21 protein-coding genes are annotated in these 23058 nt (G+C 54.0%); 11 read left to right on the top strand and 10 right to left on the bottom strand.

The window, feature by feature from the left end; translation table 11 throughout:
• Positions 1-5 precede the first annotated feature (5 nt).
• The gene (locus tag MON40_RS03625) at positions 6-797 is read left to right on the top strand and encodes a TatD family hydrolase (RefSeq protein ID WP_003777179.1); all 792 of its coding nucleotides are present in this window, start codon (positions 6-8) and stop codon (positions 795-797) included.
• A 133-nt stretch (positions 798-930) separates the two neighbouring features.
• On the opposite strand, the gene MON40_RS03630 is transcribed toward MON40_RS03625, so the two are convergent.
• Together MON40_RS03630 and queC are read right to left on the bottom strand one after the other, a co-directional pair.
• Positions 931-1683, bottom strand: a complete 753-nt coding sequence (locus MON40_RS03630) for a DUF4336 domain-containing protein (protein WP_003777183.1) — start codon at positions 1681-1683, stop codon at positions 931-933.
• Between the two features lie 81 nt (positions 1684-1764).
• Positions 1765-2424, bottom strand: coding sequence for a 7-cyano-7-deazaguanine synthase QueC (gene queC / locus MON40_RS03635; RefSeq protein WP_003763041.1), 660 nt, complete (start codon positions 2422-2424; stop codon positions 1765-1767).
• 119 nt (positions 2425-2543) lie between these two features.
• Between queC and MON40_RS03640 the strand changes: the two genes are divergently transcribed.
• Both MON40_RS03640 and MON40_RS03645 read left to right on the top strand, forming a co-directional pair.
• The gene (locus MON40_RS03640) at positions 2544-3143 is read left to right on the top strand and encodes a CDP-alcohol phosphatidyltransferase family protein (RefSeq protein WP_003777184.1); all 600 of its coding nucleotides are present in this window, start codon (positions 2544-2546) and stop codon (positions 3141-3143) included.
• Positions 3144-3187: 44 nt separating this feature from the next.
• Positions 3188-3811 (top strand): DUF2238 domain-containing protein, encoded by a 624-nt coding sequence (locus MON40_RS03645; RefSeq protein WP_003777186.1) that lies wholly within the window; start codon positions 3188-3190, stop codon positions 3809-3811.
• Positions 3812-4039: 228 nt separating this feature from the next.
• Here the strand turns inward: MON40_RS03645 and MON40_RS03650 are convergent, their stop codons facing one another.
• Together MON40_RS03650 and MON40_RS03655 are read right to left on the bottom strand one after the other, a co-directional pair.
• Positions 4040-5995: a Pycsar system effector family protein gene (locus MON40_RS03650; protein ID WP_003777190.1), complete on the bottom strand. Its 1956-nt coding sequence runs from the start codon at positions 5993-5995 to the stop codon at positions 4040-4042.
• A gap of 220 nt (positions 5996-6215) precedes the next feature.
• A complete protein-coding gene (locus MON40_RS03655) occupies positions 6216-6500 on the bottom strand; it encodes a PepSY domain-containing protein (protein WP_003777194.1) in 285 nt (94 codons plus the stop codon).
• Positions 6501-6731: 231 nt separating this feature from the next.
• On the opposite strand from MON40_RS03655, the gene MON40_RS03660 reads away from it, so the two are divergent.
• Positions 6732-8474, top strand: a complete 1743-nt coding sequence (locus tag MON40_RS03660; RefSeq protein WP_003777195.1) for a bifunctional alpha/beta hydrolase/class I SAM-dependent methyltransferase — start codon at positions 6732-6734, stop codon at positions 8472-8474.
• A 351-nt stretch (positions 8475-8825) separates the two neighbouring features.
• On the opposite strand, the gene MON40_RS03665 is transcribed toward MON40_RS03660, so the two are convergent.
• The gene (locus MON40_RS03665; protein ID WP_003755076.1) at positions 8826-9197 is read right to left on the bottom strand and encodes an ACP-like domain-containing protein; all 372 of its coding nucleotides are present in this window, start codon (positions 9195-9197) and stop codon (positions 8826-8828) included.
• 198 nt (positions 9198-9395) lie between these two features.
• On the opposite strand from MON40_RS03665, the gene MON40_RS03670 reads away from it, so the two are divergent.
• The 6 genes from MON40_RS03670 (at position 9396) to MON40_RS03695 (ending at position 14579) form a co-directional block, all read left to right on the top strand.
• Complete coding sequence (locus tag MON40_RS03670; RefSeq protein WP_003777196.1) at positions 9396-9983, top strand: hypothetical protein; 588 nt, start codon at positions 9396-9398, stop codon at positions 9981-9983.
• Positions 9984-9986: 3 nt separating this feature from the next.
• Positions 9987-11453 carry a phosphatase PAP2/dual specificity phosphatase family protein gene (locus MON40_RS03675; RefSeq protein ID WP_003777198.1) on the top strand — a complete coding sequence of 489 codons (1467 nt, stop codon included), beginning with the start codon at positions 9987-9989 and terminating at the stop codon, positions 11451-11453.
• Between the two features lie 137 nt (positions 11454-11590).
• A complete protein-coding gene (locus MON40_RS03680) occupies positions 11591-12412 on the top strand; it encodes a CPBP family intramembrane glutamic endopeptidase (protein ID WP_003777200.1) in 822 nt (273 codons plus the stop codon).
• 67 nt (positions 12413-12479) lie between these two features.
• A complete protein-coding gene (locus MON40_RS03685) occupies positions 12480-12854 on the top strand; it encodes a hypothetical protein (protein ID WP_003777203.1) in 375 nt (124 codons plus the stop codon).
• Between the two features lie 4 nt (positions 12855-12858).
• Positions 12859-13593 (top strand): lysophospholipid acyltransferase family protein, encoded by a 735-nt coding sequence (locus tag MON40_RS03690; RefSeq protein ID WP_003777205.1) that lies wholly within the window; start codon positions 12859-12861, stop codon positions 13591-13593.
• Complete coding sequence (locus tag MON40_RS03695; protein WP_003777209.1) at positions 13590-14579, top strand: phosphatidate cytidylyltransferase; 990 nt, start codon at positions 13590-13592, stop codon at positions 14577-14579. The genes MON40_RS03690 and MON40_RS03695 overlap by 4 nt, the downstream gene beginning before the upstream one ends.
• 93 nt (positions 14580-14672) lie before the next feature.
• On the opposite strand, the gene tsaD is transcribed toward MON40_RS03695, so the two are convergent.
• The 5 genes from tsaD to rng all read right to left on the bottom strand — a co-directional run bounded on the left by tsaD (position 14673) and on the right by rng (position 22311).
• Positions 14673-15734: a tRNA (adenosine(37)-N6)-threonylcarbamoyltransferase complex transferase subunit TsaD gene (gene tsaD / locus MON40_RS03700; RefSeq protein ID WP_039862814.1), complete on the bottom strand. Its 1062-nt coding sequence runs from the start codon at positions 15732-15734 to the stop codon at positions 14673-14675.
• Between the two features lie 143 nt (positions 15735-15877).
• Complete coding sequence (locus MON40_RS03705; protein ID WP_003777213.1) at positions 15878-17974, bottom strand: TonB-dependent receptor plug domain-containing protein; 2097 nt, start codon at positions 17972-17974, stop codon at positions 15878-15880.
• 355 nt (positions 17975-18329) lie between these two features.
• A complete protein-coding gene (locus MON40_RS03710) occupies positions 18330-19658 on the bottom strand; it encodes an ATP-binding protein (protein ID WP_003777215.1) in 1329 nt (442 codons plus the stop codon).
• 231 nt (positions 19659-19889) lie between these two features.
• Complete coding sequence (locus MON40_RS03715; protein WP_003763089.1) at positions 19890-20561, bottom strand: response regulator; 672 nt, start codon at positions 20559-20561, stop codon at positions 19890-19892.
• Between the two features lie 256 nt (positions 20562-20817).
• A complete protein-coding gene (rng, locus tag MON40_RS03720) occupies positions 20818-22311 on the bottom strand; it encodes a ribonuclease G (RefSeq protein ID WP_003777217.1) in 1494 nt (497 codons plus the stop codon).
• 486 nt (positions 22312-22797) lie between these two features.
• Here rng and grxC point away from each other — a divergent pair, with 486 nt between their 5' ends.
• Positions 22798-23055 carry a glutaredoxin 3 gene (gene grxC / locus MON40_RS03725; protein ID WP_003741129.1) on the top strand — a complete coding sequence of 86 codons (258 nt, stop codon included), beginning with the start codon at positions 22798-22800 and terminating at the stop codon, positions 23053-23055.
• The last annotated feature ends 3 nt before the right edge of the window (positions 23056-23058 follow it).

Consider the following 23058-nt stretch of genomic DNA (forward strand, 5'->3'; position numbering starts at 1 on the left):
AATCGATGAACCTTACCGACACCCATTGCCACCTCGCCGATCCCGCCCTGCGCGAAAACCTGACGCACATCCTGACTGCCGCGCAGGAGGCAGGGGTAGGGCGGTTTATCGTTCCCGCGACCCGGCCGCAGGATTGGCAGGACGTGGCGGATTTGGTGCAAAGGTCGTCTGAAAACCCGCTTTGGGACAACATCCATATCGCGCTCGGTATCCATCCTTGGTTTTCAGACGACGTTTCCGAACCGGATTTCCAGCGTTTGGAACAAGCATTGAAAGCGCGTCTGACGGCATGGGTCGGCGAAATCGGCTTGGATTTTTACGACAAAACCCAAACGCCACCGCAGCGAGAACGGCAAATCCAAGTCTTCAGACACCAGCTTGCCATCGCACAAACCCTGCGCCGCCGCGTGATTATCCATAATCTCAAAGCCACCGCCGACATTGCCGCCGCCGTCAGGAAGACAGGCTTTGCCCAAGGCGGGATTGTCCATGCGTTTTCAGGCAGCGCGGAAGAAGCGCGCGTGTTGACGAAACTGGGCTTCAAAATCGGCATCGGTTCGCTGTTGCTCAACCCGAACGCACGAAAAATACGCGAAACCCTCAAAACCTTGAATGACACCGATTTCGTCTTGGAAACCGACAGCCCGTTTATGCTGAAAAACGAAATCAACACGCCCGCCAACATCCGCCAAATCGCCGCCATCGCCGCTGAAATTCGCGACGTTACCATTGAAGAGATAGCCGAAGCGACCGAGCGGAATGTGGAAATGTTGCTGGCAGCAGAAAAGGTCGTCTGAAAACATTCCGTCTTATCGGAAGCATGTTTTCAGACGACCTTTGGTCGTATGGGAAGCCATAGTGGTTTTGCACGCTGCTGTGGCTTTTTAAAGCTAATCCACTATATTTTTCAACAAAACAGCCGCAGCTTGGTCAATCCAGCCATCTGAACGCGCGGCGCAGTTCGTCCGTGCCGCCGGTTTCGTAGCAGCGGCCGTGCGCCAGTATGATTTTTTCGGGCTGCCAGTCCAGCATCTGCTTCAGGCAGGCGCGGGCGGCGGTTTTGTCTTTGAAGGTGGCGCGCCAGTCGGCAGGGGCTTTGCCGTCGGGGTCGGCGATACCCGTCAGTTTCATCACGCCCGCCCAAAAGCGGCTGGGAAATTTGGCGGTTTCGAAGTTTTCAATCAAATCGGCCAGTATCAGGGTTCGACTCGCGCGGTGGAAAAACACGGTTTCCTCCATCGCTGCGCTGCCCGCAAACGGCATTTGCGCCAAATCGTCCGCCCATTGCGGCGGCGCGGCGGCACCGAGGTCGGCATCGAAACAAACGGCAATATGCTGCGACGCCGCCCGCTCGCGCACGCCCGAACTTGCCCACGCAAGCGCCTGCGGATAATGCCGTTTCCACGCGGCGATGTGGGCGTAGTGGATTTTGTTGGGCGAAACCAGATGGCGGACTTCGCCGAGCGCGTCGATTTGCCGCAGCAGTTCGGGCGCGGGTTCAACCGGCGAATGACACCACAACCCGCCGTCGTTCAGGCGCACGACGGTCATGCGGGTACTGAACGGTACTTTGACGCCCAGCGGAAAATTCACGTGTATGACTTTTCCGTCGGCAATCCAGATGCCGTCTGAAAAAGGTTTCAGGGTATGGAGCGGGTGGTAGAGATGGATTTTGTCGGTCATGACGGCACTTACAGTTGTTCTCGGCTTATTATTCGACCGCCCTCTTGCCGCAGACGTTCCCACTCCAAACGGAATACGTTTTCAGACGGCCTTTTTACTTTCCAAATATTCCGTCAGCCCGCGCTCGCGCAACACGCAGCTTGGGCATTCGTGGCAGCCGCCGACGATGCCGTTGTAGCAGGTATGGGTCTGCTCGCGGATGTAGTCCAGCGCGCCCATTTCGTCTGCCAACGCCCAAGTTTGCGCTTTGGTCAGGTACATCAGCGGGGTGTGGATTTGGAAGGCGTAGTCCATCGCCAGATTGAGGGTAACGTTCATGGATTTGACGAACACGTCGCGGCAGTCGGGGTAGCCGGAGAAGTCGGTTTCGCACACGCCCGCGATGATGTGCCTGATGCCTTGTCCTTTGGCGTAGATGGCGGCGTAGAGCAGGAACAGGGCGTTGCGTCCGTCCACGAAGGTATTGGGCAGGCCGTCTGAAGCGGTTTCGATGGCGGCGGTGTCATCCATCAGGGCATTGTGCGTAATCTGCTGCATCAGGCTCAAGTCGAGTACGGTTTGTTTGACGCCCAAATCCTGCGCGATCCAGCGGGCGCGCTCCAGCTCGACGGCGTGGCGTTGTCCGTATTGGAAGGTGATGGCTTGGACGTTTTCGCGCCCGTAGGTCTGAATCGCCTGAATCAGGCAGGTGGTGGAGTCCTGGCCGCCGGAAAAGATGACCAAGGCTTGTTGGTTTTGCATGGTGAATCCTAGTTTTGGTAACGCGGGAGGTTTGCGAACCGCGTGGTGGGAAAGTTGACGGATTATAACGGATTTCGTCTATAATCGCGGCACTTCGTTTATTTTCAGACGGCATAATCATGAGCATCTACGCCCTTAAACCCAAATTCCAAAACCTGCTGCGCCCGCTGGTGCGCCGGCTTTATCAGAAGGGGGTAACCGCCAATCAGGTTACGCTGGCAGCTTGCGCGGTGTCGGTCGCGGTCGGGCTGTTGCTGTCGCTCGGCGCGCAGGTTCCTGCCTTGTTTTGGCTGTTGCCCGTGTGGCTGTTTGTCCGCATGGCGTTGAACGCGGTGGACGGAATGCTGGCACGCGAGTTCGGTCAGCAGTCGGCATTGGGCGGTTATCTGAACGAAATCACCGATGTCGCCGCCGATGCTGCGCTGTATCTGCCTTTCGCCTTTATCGCCCCGTTTGACGGCGCACAAATCGGCCTGTTTGTATGGCTTGCGGCGATGACCGAATTTTGCGGCGTGTTGGGGCAGGTGCATGGCAACGGTCGGCGTTATGACGGGCCCTTCGGCAAGAGCGACCGCGCGTTCTTTATCGGCGTACTGGCGGTGTGGTATGCGGTGGCGGGCAGCTTCCATGCGGTTTTCTACGTCGTCATGTGGCTGGCTTGCGCGGCATTGGTTTACACCTGCTATAAGCGCGTCGTCAAAGGCTTAAAGGTCGTCTGAAACCTATTTCCCATCTTATACTCACTTTATAAAACGAAAATATCATGCAAAAAACTTCGCACACTATCCCCTTACTGCTCACGGTTTTTATTGCCGCACTTATCGTCTGGTCGGGCATCAACCCGTCCGACCGCGCCGTTTGGTACGCCGAAATCATCCCTGTTTCCATCGTATTTATCGCGCTTGTCGCCACTTACCGCCTGTTCCGCTTTAGCAATCTGGCTTATGTATTCATGAGCTTCTGGCTGATTATGCACACCATCGGCGCACACTATACCTTCGCCGATGTCCCCTTCGATTGGGCAAACCGCCTGCTTGCGCCGTTTTTAGGCGAAGGGCGCAACCATTTCGACCGCGTCGGACACTACATCATCGGTTTCTACGCCTATCCGATGGCGGAATGGCTGTTGCGCCGCAAACTCTGCCGACCCGTGCTTGCCCTGTTTTTCTCCTTGTTCTTCATCATGAGCGTGGCGGCGGCTTACGAAATCATCGAATGGCAGTATGCGGTGATTGACGGCGGCGAAGCGGGGTTGGAAGTGCTCGGTTCGCAAGGCGATATTTGGGACGCGCAAAAAGACATGCTCGCCGACACGCTGGGCGCGCTGACTTCGCTGGTGGTGTTTATGTTTACACGGCCGGACAAACGGTTGAACGCAAGCCGATAGCCCTTGGGCAATAGCAAAAAGGTCGTCTGAAATCATGATTCGGTTTCAGACGACCTTTCTTTTGCAGCTGCTTCCCAGTCCGCGGCTTTCGATTTGTCCTTTCGCGGAAGGATACCAATCAAAACGAGGCAATGCCGTATCGGTTTGGATGGAGCAGTCATTCGTCGGTAAAAAGGTCGTCTGAAACCTTAAACCTCCGTTTCAGACGACCTTTGATCAGCTTTAAAACTACTGTTTACCAAGCTGGCTGTAATCCACCAACATATATTTGGCAGTAATTTTCTGCGAGGCGTTGCCTTCGTCTCCCATCAGAATCATCTGCGGCTTGCCGTTGACCGTAATCGAATCGACGGCTTCGACGTTGGTGATGTGTTGCAGATTGGGCAGGGAGATTTTTTGCGGCTCGTCGGTCGGGTTGCCGCTCCAAGTCCACAGTTGCGAGAATTTCTGCCCGTTTTCATCCTTCACTTCGTTGGCGATGACGTAGTTTTTCAACACAGGGTCGTAGTTGATAGAACGGATACCGCCGCCGTCAATGTCGAGGATGGCGACTTCGTCAAACTCAGGTTTGGCGTTGCGCTCGAATACGTCTTTCGGGTTGCTGATGAATGCCACCAGCGCCATATTGTTGAATTCGGGATCGCGGAAGCCTAAGACGAGGCGTTTCTTCACAGGGTCGAACGCCATGCCTTCGATATTGATTTCTTCAAAGGAAACTTCGGCTTTGGTGCGTTCGCGGATGAGGTCGTGTAATTTGTGATCGGTTTCCAAAACCTGCGTCAGATTGTCGTAGCTGGTCAGCCCCAACACATTGCCGTCTTGGATTTTAAAGCGCATCAGGTGTTCGCGGTCGGGCGAGCGGTTGCCTTTGCGGGTGCGCGAGTGGGAAGTGAGCGCGTAGATAAAGCCTTCATCGTCGCGCGCCAATGCTTCCAAGTCGCTCAGGCGGCGTTTGAAGCCGGTAATCACGCGCGTATCCAAGGCCTCGTCTTCGATAAATCTGCCTGATGGATCGATGCTGACGATGCTGAACGCGTGGTTCGGTTCGTCTTCGGCAATCAGCAGTTTGCCGTCGGGAAGCTGTTGCACGGCAGATGGCTCGTACACGCCGTTGAACATATTAATACCCAAAGAGCGCAGCTCTGCCGCATTGTTGGCAGGTTGGGTCAGCAGCGAAGGCAGCGTCTTCACGCCGATAAACGCCGCCAGCGAAGCCAAAAGCCCCCAACGGAATACGGCATAAGACAAGTTGATGTATTTGAACTGTTTGTCCGCCAGCAGGCCCAGCCAGTAAAGATGATCACTCATCTTTTGATAGACTTGTTTGCGGTCGCCCATAATCTCCTGCATCATTTCCCAATATTGGTCTTTTTGCACCTTCACACGGTCTTCGTAAATCAGGATATTGGGCTGGCTGCCGCTGAAAAAGCGCGTTTGGGTGCTGCTGAGGCGGGTTCTCAAATCACGCAGTTTGGCGCGCCCGCGGAAGAAATCCTTGACCCAAGCGCGCGCCGCCTGCATTTTGCCGATACGTTCGGGCGAAGCGGACAGCAGCGCGAACACGATGGACGCGGCGGCGGTAATCATAAACGTACTCGCCGGAATCAGAAATTCGGGTGACGATGAAAAAATAAATGCGCCCGAAATCATCAGCGCAGACACGATAAAACCGTTGAGCGAAATCATAATGTTCGCCTTGGTCGCCGCCAGCGCGAGCAGCTCCATCTCCGAACGCACGGCGTTGCGGAACATGGTTTCCACGCCTTTGTTCGTACCCAAAAGATCGGAAGGCGGCACATCGGCGGCTTGTTTTTTCTTCTTCGCCTTGTCTTTTTTGTCTTTCTTTTTCTTTTTGGGCTTTTCAGACGACGTCTCAATGCCTTCAAGGATGATGTTATCCGTCACGGCCTCTTCGGCATTGCTGTCTTGTTGATGGTCTGCCGTTTCAGATTCCGCAGCTTCTTCAACTTTTAAAGTTTCTTCAGCTTTCACGGCTTCTTCAATGTTTACAGCTTCTTCAGTTTTTAAGGTTTCTTTAGCTTTATCAAACGCTTCTTCTGAGTCTTCCCAAACTTCGGAAACAGGCTGCGGCGCATCGGGATCGGGTCGTTCGAAAGGTTTCTCCCAGTCAGAAACCGTACTTTGCGGCTCTTGCCCTTTTTTATTTTTATCGTGGAAATCCATGTTTATCCTCCGTTTGAGTGAATCAATTTAAATGGAAAGGAAAAAGCGTTTTTTAGTTCCTCTGATTCGGGGAATTTACACAACGTCATACATTATCGATAAAAACATTACACTTCTTGGGATAATCATGTTTGTAATGATGAAGTCGGCAATCCAAGTTCCCCTTCAACAAAAACTGCCGCCAAACGGGCAGTTTGCGGCAGCTGTAACGCATCGTTTATCAGTAGTCGATACGCTCTTTGATGATTCTCAATTCGGGGTAAGACAATTTGATGTCGTATTCGCGTCCGCCTTTGTAGGCTTCTACGTCCAATACAGGTCTGCCGCGATAGTCGTCGGCGTCGATGTCGTGAACGCGGTAACCGCGTTGCTCAAGCATTCTGATGGCTTTGGTACGGTTTTGTTCAAAATTTTTGTCGCTGTAAATTTGGTGTTCGATGTAATCGTTGGCACCTGCGACAGCAGCGGACAAAGCGACGATGGCGGTCAATAATAATTTTTTCATGTTCGACTTCCTTTCGAAATGTGTCATTGGGGTTTTGATGGGTGTATTTAAACACGGCAAAATTAGCAGTCATTTAGCACTTCGTTAAACGTAGTAAAGGTCGTCTGAAACGTTTCAGACGACCTTTTGTTGCTTCTTTCCGTCATTTCCTTTATCCGTTTATCAGATAACGATTGCATAAATTCAGCGTGTCATGATACCGTTCAAAAATATGACTATCAGGAGTTTTTCATGTCCGAGCAACAAAAATACTTTTCTACCCAAGACGGCACTTCGCTTTTCTACCGCTACCGACCCGCTGCCGACGGTTCGGCCGATAAAGCCATCGTGCTGTTCCACCGCGGCCACGAACATTCCGGCCGGATGATGTTTGTTGCCGACGAACTCGGTTTCGACGATTTTGCCTATTTCGCATGGGACGCGCGCGGCCACGGCCACAGCCCCGGCGAACGCGGCGACAGCCCCAGTATCGGTACTTCCGTTGCCGACGTGGACGACTTCATCCGCCACATCCAAAGCGAATACGGCATCAAGCCTGAAAACATCTGCGTGATCGCGCAAAGCGTCGGCGCGGTATTGGTTTCCACTTGGCTGCACGACTACGCGCCGAAAATCCGCTGCGCCGTATTGGCATCGCCCGCATTCAAAGTCAAACTCTACGTTCCTTTTGCCCGCACCGGCTTGAAAATCATGCAGAAATGGCGCGGCAATTTCTTTGTCAACAGCTACGTCAAAGCCCACTACCTGACCCACAATAAAGAACGCCAAGACAGCTACGACAACGATCCGCTCATCGCCCGCGCCATTTCCGTGCGCATCCTGCTCGGTTTGTACGAAGCTGCCGAGCGCGTCGTCGCCGATGCGCAGGCGATTACCACGCCCGTGCAGCTTTTGATTTCCGGCAGCGACTGGGTTGTTCATCACAAACCGCAACACGATTTCTACAACCGTTTGGGCAGCCGCATCAAAGAACGCCATATCTTGCCCGGTTTCTATCACGACACATTGGGCGAACAAAATCGCGAAATCGCCTTTGTCGAAATGCGCCGCTTTATCCGCGAACGTTTCAATCAGCCTTTATATCAAGTCGATTTGACCCAAGCCCACTTGCACGGCGAAAGCCGTCGTGAAGCTGACGAGCTGGCTACGCCTTTGTCTATTTATTCGCCGCGCGGTGCATTTTGGGCGGTTTACCGCGCTTCCCTCGACCTTGGCGCGCGCTGGAGCGAAGGTTTGAAAATCGGCAAGGAAACCGGCTACGACTCTGGCAGCACGCTGGATTATGTGTACCGCAACCAGCCGCAGGGCAGCAACGCCTTTGGTGTGGCGGTGGACAAACACTATCTCAACGCCATCGGCTGGCGCGGCATCCGCCAACGCAAAATCAATATCGGCAAAGCGATTCAGACGGCCTCTGCCAAGCTGCGCGAAGCGGGCAAACCCGTACACGTTCTCGATATTGCCTCGGGGCACGGCCGCTATGTGCTTGACGCGCTGACTGCCGACACGCTGCCCGATTCCGTGTGCCTGCGCGATTACAGTCCGATTAATGTTGAAGCCGGCCGCAAGCTGATTGCCGAACGCGGCCTGCAAGACACGGTTACCTTCGACGAAGTCAATGCCTACGACCGCGCCAATTATCAGGATTTGCAGCCCCGTCCTACGCTGGGCATCGTTTCCGGACTACACGAATTGTTTGCCGACAATGATTTGATTTTAAAATCGCTCTACGGCTTCGGCGATGCGATTGAAACAGGCGGCTACCTGATTTACACCGGCCAGCCGTGGCATCCGCAGCTCGAAATGATTGCGCGCGCGCTGACCAGCCACAAAGCAGGCAGCCCGAACTGGGTGATGCGCCGCCGCAGCCAGCAGGAAATGGATCAACTTGTAGAAAAAGCCGGTTTTGAAAAAATCCATCAGTGGATAGACGAAGACGGCATCTTTACCGTAAGTCTGGCTGTGAAGAAATAAAAAGAGGAGTCGATGAATTACCGCCGTTTCTCGTGTAGCGAAACATTTTTAGGTTGATATAGTAGTGGATTAAATTTAAATCAGGACAAGGCGACGAAGCCGCAGACAGTACAGATAGTACGGAACCGATTCACTTGGTGCTTCAGCACCTTAGAGAATCGTTCTCTTTGAGCTAAGGCGAGGTGACGCCGTCCTGGTTTAAAGTTAATCCACTATACGTGCGAGGAACGGAAGTTGTGCAGATATGCAACAGTTTCAAAATTTGTCTGGAAACAGATAAAACGAAAGGTCGTCTGAAACCTTGTTTCGGTTTTCAGACGACCTCGAAGAAACTTAAATCGTTGCTTTAAATTAACGATCGATGTTGACAGGTTCGCAGTTTTTCACGATGAAGCGGTTTTGTGCATCGCTGACGCCCACGACTTCGGAAGTGGTGTGGGTGTTGCGGTCGATGTAACCGGCAGACATAGAGAAGCCGCGTTTGTTGGTGAAGGTAGTGCCGGTGCTGTCAGAGCGGCGTTTGTCAACGCGCAGGCTGATTTGTTTGCCGGCTGCATTTGCAGAAGCGCCTACTGCATTGCCTTTACGGTCGAATTCATAAACGACATTCAGTTTTTTACCGTTGTCGCATTTGTAAGGAACATAGCCTGCAGGAGCGGCGGCGGCAGTCATGGAAACACCGGCGGTCAGAACGGCTACAACAGCGGCAGATAAGAGTTTCATCTGGTATTACTCCATAAAGTAAAAAAGAGTGATGTGTGGCGTGGACTATCCGGCGCCATCCTTGCTTTGTTTTGAAAGCAGGACATATTTTATCCGTTCCGAAGAAATATACAATATGCCCATATGCAAAGCTATACAAAGAAATTTTCGGGAAAAGTTATTACGCTTGTACAAATTTTAATAAGGTGAAGTTTCATAATGAAAAAATTACTTACATTACTAATTCTTTCCGCATTTTCATCCGCCTGTTATGCCGCTGCGGCTGACTGGACGCCGTTGTTGCAGTCTATGAAGAAAGGCTGTGCTGTTGATTTCGATGCCTTGCCTTATGGAAAGTCCGATATCGGTAAACTGCCTGCCCAATACCGCGCCTCCGTTGCCCGCAGCCGGAGCAGGCAGACAGAGTCGGATGGTGAAGCATTAACTATTGAATTGAAAAATTCTGTTGCTTTTGGACAGCCCTTGTCCGCCTTAATCATCGAATCCGGTGAAGGATACGGCCATGTCAAAATGAAGTTTGCCCGAAATGCCGATGTGTCTAAACTTATTCCCTTATTTACCACACCAACCGATAAACGGCACGGTATGTTGGCAGCGGGTAGGGCGCAGAATTTTTGTGTCAAAGGTGCAAACGGGACGTTGAAGCAATACCAGTCTTCACAACATCACTGGCGCGCCGTTTCGTCCGATGGCCCGTGGCAGGAATTTCGCTACCATCCAAAAGAAAACGTTTTATCCTGCCTGAATTCCGACCATTATGGCGATGAAGTGGAATGCACTAGATAAAACATGAAACCTACGCTGAAAACTTCTCTACTCAAACTTGCTTTGGTCGGCATACTTTTTTATGCCAGCTACAGTTTGTCCAACCATTACGCGGCATCGCTGGCCTATGTGCCGGAAGTCGCTTTTGCGTGGGAGCGCAACATTCCGTTTTGGGAATGGACGATTTTGCCTTATTGGTCGCTGAATCTGATGTATGCAGCGGCGTTTTTCCTTTGCCGAAATGCGCGTGAACAAAACCGCTATGTCGCACGGCTGGTATCAGCGCAAATCGTCGCCACTACTTGCTTTATGTTGTTCCCGCTGCATTTCGGCTGGCCGAAGCCGCCTACCGACGGGCTGTGGGGCGTGATGTTTGATTCATTGGTCGCATTTGATTTGCCGTACAACCAATCGCCGTCGCTGCATATCGCGCTGTCTATCATTGTCGGCGCGTTTTATTGGACGCGGTTTCCCAAAATCCGTTTGCCGATTTTTCTGTGGCAAAGCCTGATTGCTTTGTCGGTACTGACGACTTACCAACACCATTTTATCGACGTGCCGACCGGCGCGCTGCTGGGCTGGCTGGTGTTGTGGGCAATACCCCAACACGGCGTATCGCCTTTCAGACGGCCTTTTGATACTCAAGGCCGCCTGAAAACGAGCGAAGCGAGTTTCTGCGAAGCTAAAACGAGCGAAGCAAGTTTCTGTGAAGCCAAAACTCCCCCCGAAACACGTTCCCGCGAAATCAAAATCGCCATGCTGTATCAGGCGGGCGCGGTATTGTCGGCACTGCTGTCCTTGTTCGGCGGCGCGTGGTTGTGGATGTTGTGGATCAGCGTGTCGTTATCGATAGTCGCTTTTGCCTATCTGACCGACAACGCGGCGGTATTCCAAAAACAGGCAGACGGCAGGCTGTCGGCGGCGGCAACGATTTTGCTGCTGCCTTATCTGGCGGGCGTGCGGCTGAACATGGCTTATTGGCTGCGCGGCAAGGCGAAGACGGCGCGGGTTCGTGATGATGTGTTGATTGGCAGCGTATCAGAGATTTCAGACGACCTCCCAGCCGTATTGGACGTATGCGCCGAATATTCCTGCCCTCGCTATCGCGGCGCATACCGCGTTCTGCCGTTATTGGACATGGTGGTGCCGTCTGAAAACGATTTGGTGCAGGCGGCTTTGTTGCTGGAAGCATTGCGCCGGCAACACGGAAAAGTTCTGACCTGTTGCGCGCTGGGCTACGGACGCAGCGCGGCGGTGGTGCTTACTTGGCTGCTGGTTTACGGCGGCTGTCGGGATTTGGCACAGGCAACAGCAGAATTGAAACAGGCTCGCTCACAGATGGTGCTGCCGCTGGAAACGGCAAAGGCGGTAGAAGCGGCGGCAGGTCGTCTGAAAATGAACGCAGTGAGTTTCGCCAAAACGAGCGAAGCGAGTTTCTGCGAAGCTAAAATGAACGAAGCAAGTTTTTGCGAAGCTAATCGAGATAGCTAAGATATAAGTAGATGAAAAACCCAAGCTGAGCAAATCATTCTCTATTGAGCTTGTGCAAGGCAATGCAGTCCTAGTTTAAAGTAAATTCAGGATACGACGACTCATATGTACCGCACCCAAAGTAAGGAGGGAATCTTATGACTAAAAGCTACCGCCCCGTTACGTTTTACACTTTATCCCTGCTGATTCCGTGGACATTATGGTTTGCTGCCGCCTACATCAGCCACCGTCCTGATGCTGTTGAGTACCAGTGGGCTCAGGCCACGTTAGGGCTGGCCGGGCTGTTCGCACCCATGCTCGTGGCGGCATTCATGTTGTACAAACAGCCCAAATTATGGACGGACGCGAAACACCGCCTGTTCCGCCTGACAGGTTTTCCCAAGCGATACCTGCTCGCTGCCGCACTGCTCGGTCCGGTTACCTTGGTGCTGGCGCAACTCATTTCCATCGCTTTCGGACACAGTTGGGCGCAGTTTCACATTTCGGGACATCCGTCATTTACGTCCGCCTTGCTGTCGCCATGGTTCATGCTCCTCATTTCGCCTGTTGCCGAAGAATTGGCGTGGCACAGCTATGGCACCGACGCGCTCACGGCACGCAGAAGCCTGTTTGTCGCATCCTTGCTATTTGCCGTGTATTGGGCGTTTTGGCACATGCCGCTTGCCTTCATCAAAGGCTATTATCACAGCCAAATCGTTTCCGAAGGCGCACTCTACACGGTTAATTTCGTGGTCAGCATGTTTGTCTTCGTCCTATTGATGAACTGGTTGTACGCCAAAAGCGGGCGCAGCATCGCCGTGGCGACGATATTCCACCTGTGCGCCAATCTGGGTAACGAGATTTTCGCCACCCACCCTGTCAGCAAGGTTATTCAGACGGCCATTTTGTCGGCAGTAGCCATTTATATTTTGATTGCAGAAAAGAATTTGTTTTTAGGTAAGCCTGTGCCATCCCGATAACAAATTCAGACGACCCTTGGACATGATATGCCCCGAAAGACGGTTTCCATACTAAAAAGGAATGTGAATGGACAATTCCACTGACAGCCTGATTACCGCCCGCCTACTTGCCACCGCCCGCTATACCGCCGTGTTCAATGCCTTGCTATTCGTTTTGTCCGCGCAACGTGGCAGTGCGTGGTCGGCGGTACAGCTTATCTTGGCGGCGGTGCTGTTGTATTACCACATCCGCATCGAATTCGACCGCCGCGTGTTCCAAGATTTTGCCGACGGCCGCTATACGCCTGAAGCCTTCGACCAAACCCTGCGGCAAACCGGCTTGCGCCGTGTTTCAGACGACCCCTCCATGCCGCAGCGTGTGGCGGGCGCGCTTGCCTTGTGGCGTAAAAGCCTTTACCTGACTGCTGCGCAAGCGGCAGTTTTCCTTATCCAAATCCTCTGATGTCATGAAAAATTTTCTTAAAAAACAACTCGCATGGCTGACCGACCAAGCATTGTGCCTGTCGGTATCCTTCCTCACCGGCGTCCGGCCCAAAAGCCCGCGCGAGCTGGCGTTCAATCCGCAGCAGAAAGTGTATTACGCCAATCACGGCAGCCACGGCGATTTTTTGCTGGTGTGGATTTCCCTGCCGCGCCGCTGGCGGCTTTCGACGCGTCCCGTTGCCGGCTCGGATTACTGGCTGACCAACAAACTCAAGCGTTTCATCATCCAAAACGTCTTCAACGCGCTCTTGATTCCGCGCCACAGCGACAATCCGCAGTCGATTACCGAACAGATGAACCACGCGCTCCAAGCGGGCGATTCGCTGATTATCTTCCCCGAAGGCACACGCAATACGGACGAAAACGAAATCCTACTCCCCTTCAAATCAGGTATTTACCATCTGGCGAAAAGCAAGCCGGATACTGAGTTTGTGCCGATATGGATAGACAACATCAACCGCGTCCTGCCCAAAGGCAAAGTGCTGCCCGTGCCGTTGTTGTGCGAAGTCCACATCGGCGAACCGCTGACCCTGCACGAAGATGAAGACAAAGACACTTTCCTGACACGCACCCGCGAAGCTTTGCTGGCGTTGAGGTCGTCTGAAAACGAGTGCAACGAGTTTCGCCAAAATGAACGAAGTGGGTTTCGCCAAAACGAGTGCAACGAGTCTCAACAAAACAAAGGAGCTGCATCGTGAGCTTTGTTAACACGTCCAGCCAAATCATTACCGAACAAACCGCCGCCCATCTGACCCCGCAGGCAGGCTATATCTTTACCGGCGTATTTGCCATATTGATTTTCGCCAGTGTCGTCGGGCAATGGCTGAAACGCAAAAACGGCGCAGACAATGCCACCATCTCCAATCTCAATGCCCGCATCTACGCTTGGTGGCTGATGACGCTGGTGCTGCTGGTCGCATTTTGGTTCGGCAAAACGGGGACGGTGGCGCTGTTTTTCCTGATTTCGTTTGCCGCCTTGCGCGAATTTATGACCCTCGTCTATCGCCGCCGCAGCGATTATTACAGCATGGTAGTGTGTTTCTACCTGCTGCTGCCGGTGCAATATTATTTCGTCTATGACGGTTGGTATGGCATGTTCAGCATTTTCATCCCCGTTTACGGCTTTCTGGTGTTGCCGATTATCGCCAGCCTGAGCGGTCAAACCGCCCATTTCCTCGAACGCGCCGCCAAAACGCAGTGGATGTCGATGATCTGCATCTTCTGCCTTTCACACGTTCCCGCCCTGATGTTCCTGAACTTGGATGACTTTGACAGCAGCGGCAATATCCTGCTGCTGATGTTTCTGATTTTCGTGGTGCAGGCTTCAGACGTGTTGCAATACGTTTGGGGCAAACTGGTCGGCGGTGCTAAAATCATGCCTTCGCTTTCTCCGTCCAAAACCATATCCGGCACGGTCGGCGGCATTTTGTCCGCCACCGTACTCGCCGCGCTGCTGTCGCCGATGACGCCGTTTAGCCACGGCCAGGCCGCCGCTATCGGTTTCGTCATCTGCCTGATGGGTTTCTTCGGCGGGCTGGTGATGTCTGCCATCAAACGCGACTACGGCGTCAAAGACTGGGGCAACATGATACGCGGCCACGGCGGTATGCTCGACCGCGTGGATTCCATCTGCTTCGCCGCTCCCGTGTTCTTCCACATTGTCCGGTATTATTGGAACGGTTGAATCTGCTGTTGATCGTTCTACTTAAAACCATGCAAAAAGGTCGTCTGAAAACCCAAATCCAAGTTTCAGACGACCTTTTGTCTTTGTTACACACTATTTCACAATATCCGACAGCGGCCAGCGCGGTTTGACGTTGAACGCGCCTACGGGCTGCCGCTCCTGCAACCTCATCGCGCCGGCGAAGGCAATCATCGCGCCGTTGTCGGTGCAGTATTCCATGGGCGGGAAGCAGACTTTGATTTTTTCTTCCTTAGGTTTGGGTTTGCCTTTTTCAGACGGCTTTTTGACGCTCAGGCGGGAAAATTCGTCGCGCAGCTTCCAGTTTGCACCGACGCCGCCCGCGACGACCAAAGTTCTGAAACCGGTATCCAACAAGGCTTTTTTAGCTTTGGCGGCGAGAACGTCAATCACCGCGTCTTGAAACGCGCGGCAGATGTCGTTGCGCGTTTGCTCGGGGATTTCGCCGTCGTTTTCGGCGCGGACTTTTTCGACGGCGGTCAGCACGGCGGTTTTCAAACCGGAGAAGCTCATCTGTAAATCGTGCGAATGGAGCATGGGGCGCGGGAACGAGAAGGCATCGGGGTTGCCCTGCTTTGCGAGTTCGGACAGCTTTGCGCCGCCGGGGTAGGGCAGCCCTAAGAGTTTGGCGGTTTTGTCGAACGCCTCGCCCGCCGCATCGTCGACGCTTTCGCCCATCAGCGTGTAATCGCCGATGCCGCGCACCGCCATAAACTGCGTATGTCCGCCCGAAACCAGCAGGGCGACGAACGGAAATTCGGGTTTGTCGTCTGCCAAAAGTGGGGAGAGCAAATGGCCTTCGAGATGGTGGACGGGAATGACGGGTTTGTTCAAGGCAAACGCCAAGGCATTGGCATAGCCCGAACCCGCCAGAAGCGCGCCGCCCAAACCCGGCCCTTGGGTGTAGGCGACGGCATCGATATCGTCATAGGAAACGCCCGCTTCCTGCAAACAGCCCTGCGTCAGCGGCACGACGCGGCGGATGTGGTCGCGGCTGGCAAGTTCGGGGACAACGCCGCCGTATTCGGCGTGCATCGCCATTTGGGTGTGAAGATGGTGCGCCAACAGGCCGCGTTCGGTGTCGTAAAGCGCAACGCCCGTTTCATCGCAGGATGATTCGATTCCGAGTACCAGCATGGTTTGAGGTCGTCTGAAAATAAGGATGCGGTATTTTAACGGATTTCGGGCCGTGTTCGCAGTCCATTGCTCGTTCTCCATAACGAAAAGGTCGTCTGAAACCCAAAAATCAGGTTTCAGACGACCTTTGGTCAACGTTTCTATCAGAAGCGGTAATTCACGCCCAAGGCGAACTCGCGACCGCGTTCGTAGAAGGGAGTGCGTCCGTTGCCGTCGGGGAAGCGTTGGCTGTGCGAACGGTATTGTTTGTTGCCGATGTTGTTGACGGCGAAGTTGACGTTCAGGTTGTCTTTTTTCAGCGGCTGCCAGTTGGCGTAGATGTCGTGTACGCCGTAGCCTGATTTCTTGCCGTGAATCGTGCCTTGTCCGCGGGCGACATCGGTATATTTCACGCTTTGGGCGTAGCGGCCGCGCCAGCCGATTTCGAGTTTGGGGTTTTCAAACTGATAAGACAGGCCGGTCAGCCATTGGCGGCCGGTGTTCCAGAAGGTGAACGAGCTTTCGTGGTCTTCCGCTTGAATCGGGCTTTCGCCGTAGTACATTTCGCCGTTCAGGCGGGGTTTGACGTAGGACACGCCGGCGCGCGCGGTCAGACCGCCCCAGCGGTAGGATGCGTCAAGTTCGTAGCCGTAGGTTTTGAGCGTGCCGCCGTTGTAAATCTTACCGCGTTCGGTAATGGAGGCGGTGTTGTTGTTGATTTTTGCCCAACGATAGACGATGAGGTCTTTGATGCGTTGGTGGAACACGCTGCCGCTGACGTTGAAGTTGTCGTTGCGCCATTTGAAGCCCAGTTCGGCGCGGCGGGCGGTTTCGGCTTTGAGGTTGCTGTCCAAATCGGCGGCGGCGCCTGCGCGTTCGTTAGCCAACAGGGCTTCGTTCAGGCGGGGCGCACGGCTTGCCTGATTGAGGTTTGCCAAGAGGGAGAAGTTGTCGTTGATGTCCCAAATCGCGCCGATGCTGGGGTTGAGCTGACCGTGCGACGCGCTTTGTTTGCTGGCGGCGTTGTATTTGAAATGGTCGTAACGCAGGCCGGTGGTCAGGGTAACGGGGTGCAGGTTCCAAATACCTTCCGCGTACACGCCGTATTCGGCTTTTTTCTCTTTGTCGCGGTCATACAGGCCGAGAATCTTCAGCCATGCGCCTTTGTCGGACGGCTCGGAGGTTTCGTGGCGGTAGTTGACGCCGTATTTCACCATGTGTCCGTCGCCGAAGGAGCTGGCGAGGTTCAGATTCGCGCCGGTCGCTTTGATTTTGCTCAACTCAAGCTGACCGATGGGAACGCCGCCTTGAGCCGTGCCGGAAGCTTGGGCTTTCGGGGAAGGCGCGCCTTTAGGCGGTTTGGTATCGTCGGTATTGATTTGGAAGACGTTGGCGTCGATTTTGTCGAGGAAGCCGACATTGCGGCCGCGGTATTCCAGATTGTAGGATTGCTCTTTTTGGTAAGTGCCGTCCACGCCGACGTAGCTGTCAACGTTTTGGAACTCGGCTTTGTCGGTGCGGTTGCCTTTTTGGTATTCCTGACGGTAGGTCAGGCGGATGCCGTGGTCGTCGTTGAAGTCGTAGCCGATTTTGGCGAGGTAGCTGTGCTGTTTCAGACGACTGCCGCGGTTGACGTTGCCGTTGCCGTCTTTGTAGTCGCGGTTGTTGAGGAAGTTGCCTGCAAACAGGGCATCGAAGCCGTTTTGATAGCCGTAAACCGCCGCGTTGCCGGTTGAGCCTTTATTGCTGCTCAAGCCTGCGCCGAGTTTGAAACCGAAAGGTTTGCCGTCGGTCAGCAGGTCTTTCGCGTCAACCGTCGTTACGCGGATGGTGCCGCCGACCGCGCCCAAACCCGCGCTCGCCGCGCCCGTGCCTTTTTCGACGTTGATGCTTTTCACCAAAGCAGGATCAAGCTGGAAGCGGCTTTGGTGGTGGAAGATTTTGGTGGATTGGCTGGTGCCGTCCACTTCCAAATTAATCTTGTCTTCGCCGACGCCGCGGATGCTGTAAAACTGCGCCACGCCGTTGCCGCCGCCGACATCCATACCGATTTGGTCTTTCATGACCTGTTTCAAATCGGTCGAAGTCTCGCGGTCAAGCTGGTTGCGGGTAACGCGGGTTGGTACGGCGGTGGCGGTAACGACGACTTCTTTCAGTTCGGCAGTCGCTTCGGGGCGGACGTTGTCTGCATGGGCAAAACCTGAAGACAGTGCCAGCACCATGATGCTGAAACGGAAGGCGGGGGAATGGGGGGATTTCATATTCTTCCTCTAGTTGGGTGATTAAGGGGAGTTGTGTTAAATCAAGAGTGTATATTCTAATATTTTTTGATAATGATTTGCAAACAATATACGTTACTCCGAGAATATTAATCATATTTTCAGAGGCCTACATTTATTGATGCTCTTTAACCGAATGTGGCGGAAACCGGATTTTCAGAAGGGCTAGCGATATTTTTGCTGTCGGCATCGTGTTGTTTGATGGCTGGGGCAAGGCCGGCGGGGATGGGAAACCTGTGTTTTAGGAAGAGGAGGGTGTGATGCGGATATTTGGATGGAGGGATGGAACATAGAAAAAGGTCGTCTGAAAACGGTTTTCAGACGACCTTTTGTGTGCTTAGTCTGCTTTGAGCAACCTTTTATCCAATTGCGCCTGTATCAGCAGGCCATGGGCGAAGTTGCGGCTGTCGGCGAGGATGAGTTTGCCGCCGTAGCGTTTGGCGATGGCGTCGGCGATGGAGAGTCCGAGTCCGGTGCCTTGTTGTTCCGTGCCGAGTATGCGGTAGAAGGCGTCGGTTACGCGGCTGCGTTCGGCGGCGGGGATGCCGGGGCCGTCGTCTTCCACCCAGATGGCGAGGGTGGTCGGGGTCTCGCTGAAACCTATGTCGATGCGGCCGCCTGCGGGGGTGTAGCGGATGGCGTTGTCGGTGAAGGTTTTGATGAGGGTGTAGATTTCGGTGTCGTCGGCTCGGATGCGCAGGTCGTTTTCGACGGCGACGCCGATGTCTTGCTGTTTGTCGAGGGCGAGGGGCATGAGTTCTTGCAGCACGCGGCGGAACTGGGCTTGCAGGCTGATATCGGTCAGGTTGCGTTGGGTTTCGGAGCCTTGGGCGCGGGCGTGGGTCAGGAGCTGCTCGAGCAGGTGGCGGTTGCGCTGTATGCTTTGGAGGATGAGTCCGGTCTGTTCGCGGGCTTCGTCCGATTGGGGCAGCTTGGTGAGCCGTTCTGCCTGAAGGGAGAGGGCGGTCAGTGGGCTGCGCAGTTCGTGGGCGGCATCGGCGATGAAGCGTTGCTGGCGGCGGATGTTTTCGCCTGTGCGTTGCAGCAGTTGGTTGATGGCGGTAACGAAGCCTTGTATTTCACTGGGCACGCCTTCTCCGTCCAGCGGCGAGAGGTCGTCTGAACGGCGTTTGCCGAGGGAGGCGGAAAGGGTTTTGACGGGGCGCATGGCGCGGTAGGTGATCCATACGGTCAGCAGGATCATGAGGGGCAGGGCGATGAGCAGCGGGAGGACGCTTTGGTAGGCGGCGGTGGCTGCGAGGTCGTCGCGGTATTCGGTTTCTTGGAGTACGGCGATTTTGCCTTGCGGGGTTTGGCGGATGTAGGCGCGGTATTCGTCGTCGTCATCGTCGTCGTCATCAACGCTGCCTTTGATGGTGTGGAATCCTTCGCCGAGTGTGTCGGACAAAGGGACGGTGTCTTCTTGTCCGAAGGTTTGGATGAGGATGTGGTTTTCGCTGCCTATTTGTGTGTAGTCGGTGGTTTTGGGGTTGATATAGGCGGCGGTTTGGCGCAACAGGTCGTCCTGAAGCTCTTCGGCTTCATGGTAGGTTTGGTAATAGGAGAATGCGCCTGCGATGATGGACAAAGGCAGGAACATCAGTATCAGGGCGATGCTGATACGGACTTGCAGGGATTGTTTGAGGGTCTGGATAAAGTGATGCATAGTGTGTTTGGTGAGGCTGTTTTAGGTTTTGTTATAGTGGATTAACTTTAAACCAGTACGGCGTTGCCTCGCCTTAGCTCAAAGAGAACGATTCTCTAAGGTGCTGAAGCACCAAGTGAATCGGTTCCGTACTATCTGTACTGTCTGCGGCTTCGTCGCCTTGTCCTGATTTAAAGTTAATCCACTATATTGATTATGGCATGGGCGGGCATGGATGCGCGGATTGGGGTTTCAGACGACCTCTTTGGCGACCAGCCAGCCTACGCCGCGTACGTTTTGGATGTGTTCTTTGCCGAGCTTTTTGCGTAGGGCGTGGATGAGGAAATCGACGGCGTTGCTCTCGACTTCTTCGCCCCAGCCGTAGATTTTGTCTTCAAGGTCGCTGCGGGAGAGGATGATGCCGGGACGCATCATCAGGGCTTGGAGGACGGCAAATTCTTTGTTGCTCAGGAGGACGGGTTTGTCTTGTCCTTTGACTTCGACTTGGTAGGTGGCGGGGTTGAGGGTAAGCGCGCCGTTGGTCAGCAGGGTTTGGCTGTGGCCGCTGTGGCGGCGCAGGACGGCGCGCATACGGGCTTGCAGCTCCGCCATGTCGAAGGGTTTGACGATGTAGTCGTCGGCGCCGCCGTCCAGTCCGTTGAGGCGGCTGTGGAGGTCGTCGCGGGCGGTTACGATGAGGACGGGGGTTTTGCTGCCTTCGTGTCGGATTTGGGTGAGGACGTCCAACCCGTCTTTGCCGGGCAGTCCGAGGTCGAGCAGCAGCAAGTCGTAGTTCTGCGCCTGAAGGGCGGTAGAAACTTGGCTGCCGTTTTTGACCCAATCGACGGCATAGCCGCTGTCTTTGAGGTTGGCGGCTACGGCTTGGGCAATCATGTGGTCGTCTTCTGCAAGCAATACACGCATGGTGTTCTCCTTAATCAGCGGGAAGGATAGCAGGGGAAAATTAGGAGGGGTTTAGCGGGAGGTCGTCTGAAAGGAGCGGCTGGTTTTCAGACGCCCTTTTGTTACTTTTCCGTACTTGATTGGGTTTCCTTCGGCGTGGGTTCTGCCGGGTATGGTGGACATTTTCTTCTAAAGGAATACTGCGTTTGAATGGTCTGCCAATCTTGCCAAAAGGTCGTCTGAAAACCCGATTCTGTTTTCAGACGACCTTTTGTCTTTACAGCAACACAATATCGTATTGTTCCTGCGTGTAAGCGGTTTCGACTGCCAGCGAAATCGGTTTGCCGATAAAGTCGATGAGCATCGCCAGCGATTGCGATTCTTCGTCGAGGAAGAGGTCGATGACGTTGGGCGCGGCGAGGATGCGGAAGGACTGCACATCGTAACGGCGGGCTTCGCGGACGATTTCGCGCTGGATTTCGTAGCAAATGGTCTGCGGCGTTTTCAGACGACCCCTGCCTTGACAGGACGGGCAGGGTTCGCAGAGGATTTGGCTGAGGTTTTCGCGCGAACGTTTGCGGGTCAGCTCGACCAAACCCAAGCTGGTGAAGCCGTTGAGGGTAACGCGGGTGCGGTCGAAGGCGAGGGCTTTGGCAAGCTCTTGCAACACGGCTTCGCGATGCGCTTCCTGCGCCATGTCGATGAAGTCGATGATGATGATGCCGCCGAGGTTGCGCAGCCTTAATTCGCGGGCGATGGTGTGGCAGGCTTCAAGGTTGGTGCGGAAGATGGTTTCGTCGAAGTTGCGCGCGCCGACGAAGCCGCCGGTGTTCACGTCTATCGTGGTCATGGCTTCGGTGGACTCGATAATCAGGTAGCTGCCGAAGTTGAGGTTGACGCGCGGTTGCAGGGCGCGGCTGATTTCCTGTTCGACGTTGTGGGTTTCAAACAGCGGGCGTTCGCCTTTGAACAGCTCTATCTTGCCCAATGCGCCGTGGACGTATTGCTCGGCGAAACGGGTCATACGGCGGTGGTTTTCGGTTGAGTCAACCAGGATTTTCTGCGTGTCGAGGCTGAACATATCGCGCAACACGCGCAGGCTCAAGGGCAAATCCTGATACAGCAGGGTTTCCGGCGGCTGGGTTTTCGCCTGTTCTTGAATGTGTTCCCACACTTTGGTCAGGTAGTGGATATCGGACAGAAGCTGCTCGTCGGTGGCGTTTTCGGCGTTGGTGCGGATGATGTAGCCGTGGCACGCGTCTTCGGGCAATAGATTAGTCAGGCGTTCGCGCAGGCTGTTGCGTTCGGCATCGTCTTCGATGCGCTGGGAAATGCCGATGTGGTCTTCCTGCGGAAGGTGGACGAGGAAACGCCCCGCTAACGAAATTTGAGTGGAAAGGCGCGCACCTTTGGTGTTAATCGGGTCTTTGATGACCTGCACCAAAACCGACTGCCCTTCAAACAACATATGCTCGATGCGCTGGGTTTCGTCGGGGTTGCGGCGTTGTTCGAGGACATCGACGATGTGCAGAAACGCCGCGCGTTCCAAACCGATGTCGATAAACGCGCTCTGCATCCCTGGCAACACGCGGCGCACCACGCCCAGATAAATATTGCCGACCAGACTGTGGCCGCTGTTGCGTTCGATGTGCAGCTCGCAGATATTGTTTTCTTCCAACACTGCCACGCGCGTTTCCTGCGGGGTGATGTTGACGAGCACGGTTTCGGGCGGACGGACGGCGTCCTTCGGGATGGGGATTCCTGAAAGCATGGTTTTAGTTCCTAATTTTTAATAAGAAAAATAGTAGATTAAATTTGAACCAGACTGATGCTGCCCAAACCTGAAAATAATCGGCTGATTGTGTTGCTGTTCTGACTCAAATTTAATCTACCATCCGCTTGCCATCGGTTTTGTGGAAAATATAGTGGATTAACTTTAAACCAGTACGGCGTTGCCTCGCCTTAGCTCAAAGAGAACGATTCTCTAAGGTGCTGAAGCACCAAGTGAATCGGTTCCGTACTATCTGTACTGTCTGCGGCTTCGTTGCCTTGTCCTGATTTTTGTTAATCCACTATAAATGGCAAAAGCGGTTCGGATTGCCGTTTATCATACTTTAAAAACGGCGTTTTGGCACATGGGCGGCAGGCAGCCCTCACGCCCTGAAAACAAAGATTCAGGCAAAATAGCCGATTTCAAGTATTGTAAAATAAACCATATGCCCATATAGTGAACCCCATTAGAACTCTGAAAACAATCATGCAAACCGTTACGATGTACACAGGCGCGTTCTGCCCCTACTGCACCATGGCTAAAAAGCTGCTGCATTCGCTGGGCGTCGCCGAAATCAACGAAATCCGCGTCGACCGCAGCCCCGAAGCCTTTGCCGAAATGCAGCAGCTTTCCGGGCAGCGCAGCATACCGCAAATTTTCATCGGCGATACCCACGTCGGCGGTTTTACCGATTTGTACGGCCTGCACCGCGAAGGCAGGCTGGATTCTTTATTAAACCCGTAACTT

This window comes from Neisseria macacae ATCC 33926, from assembly GCF_022749495.1.
GTDB lineage: Bacteria > Pseudomonadota > Gammaproteobacteria > Burkholderiales > Neisseriaceae > Neisseria > Neisseria macacae.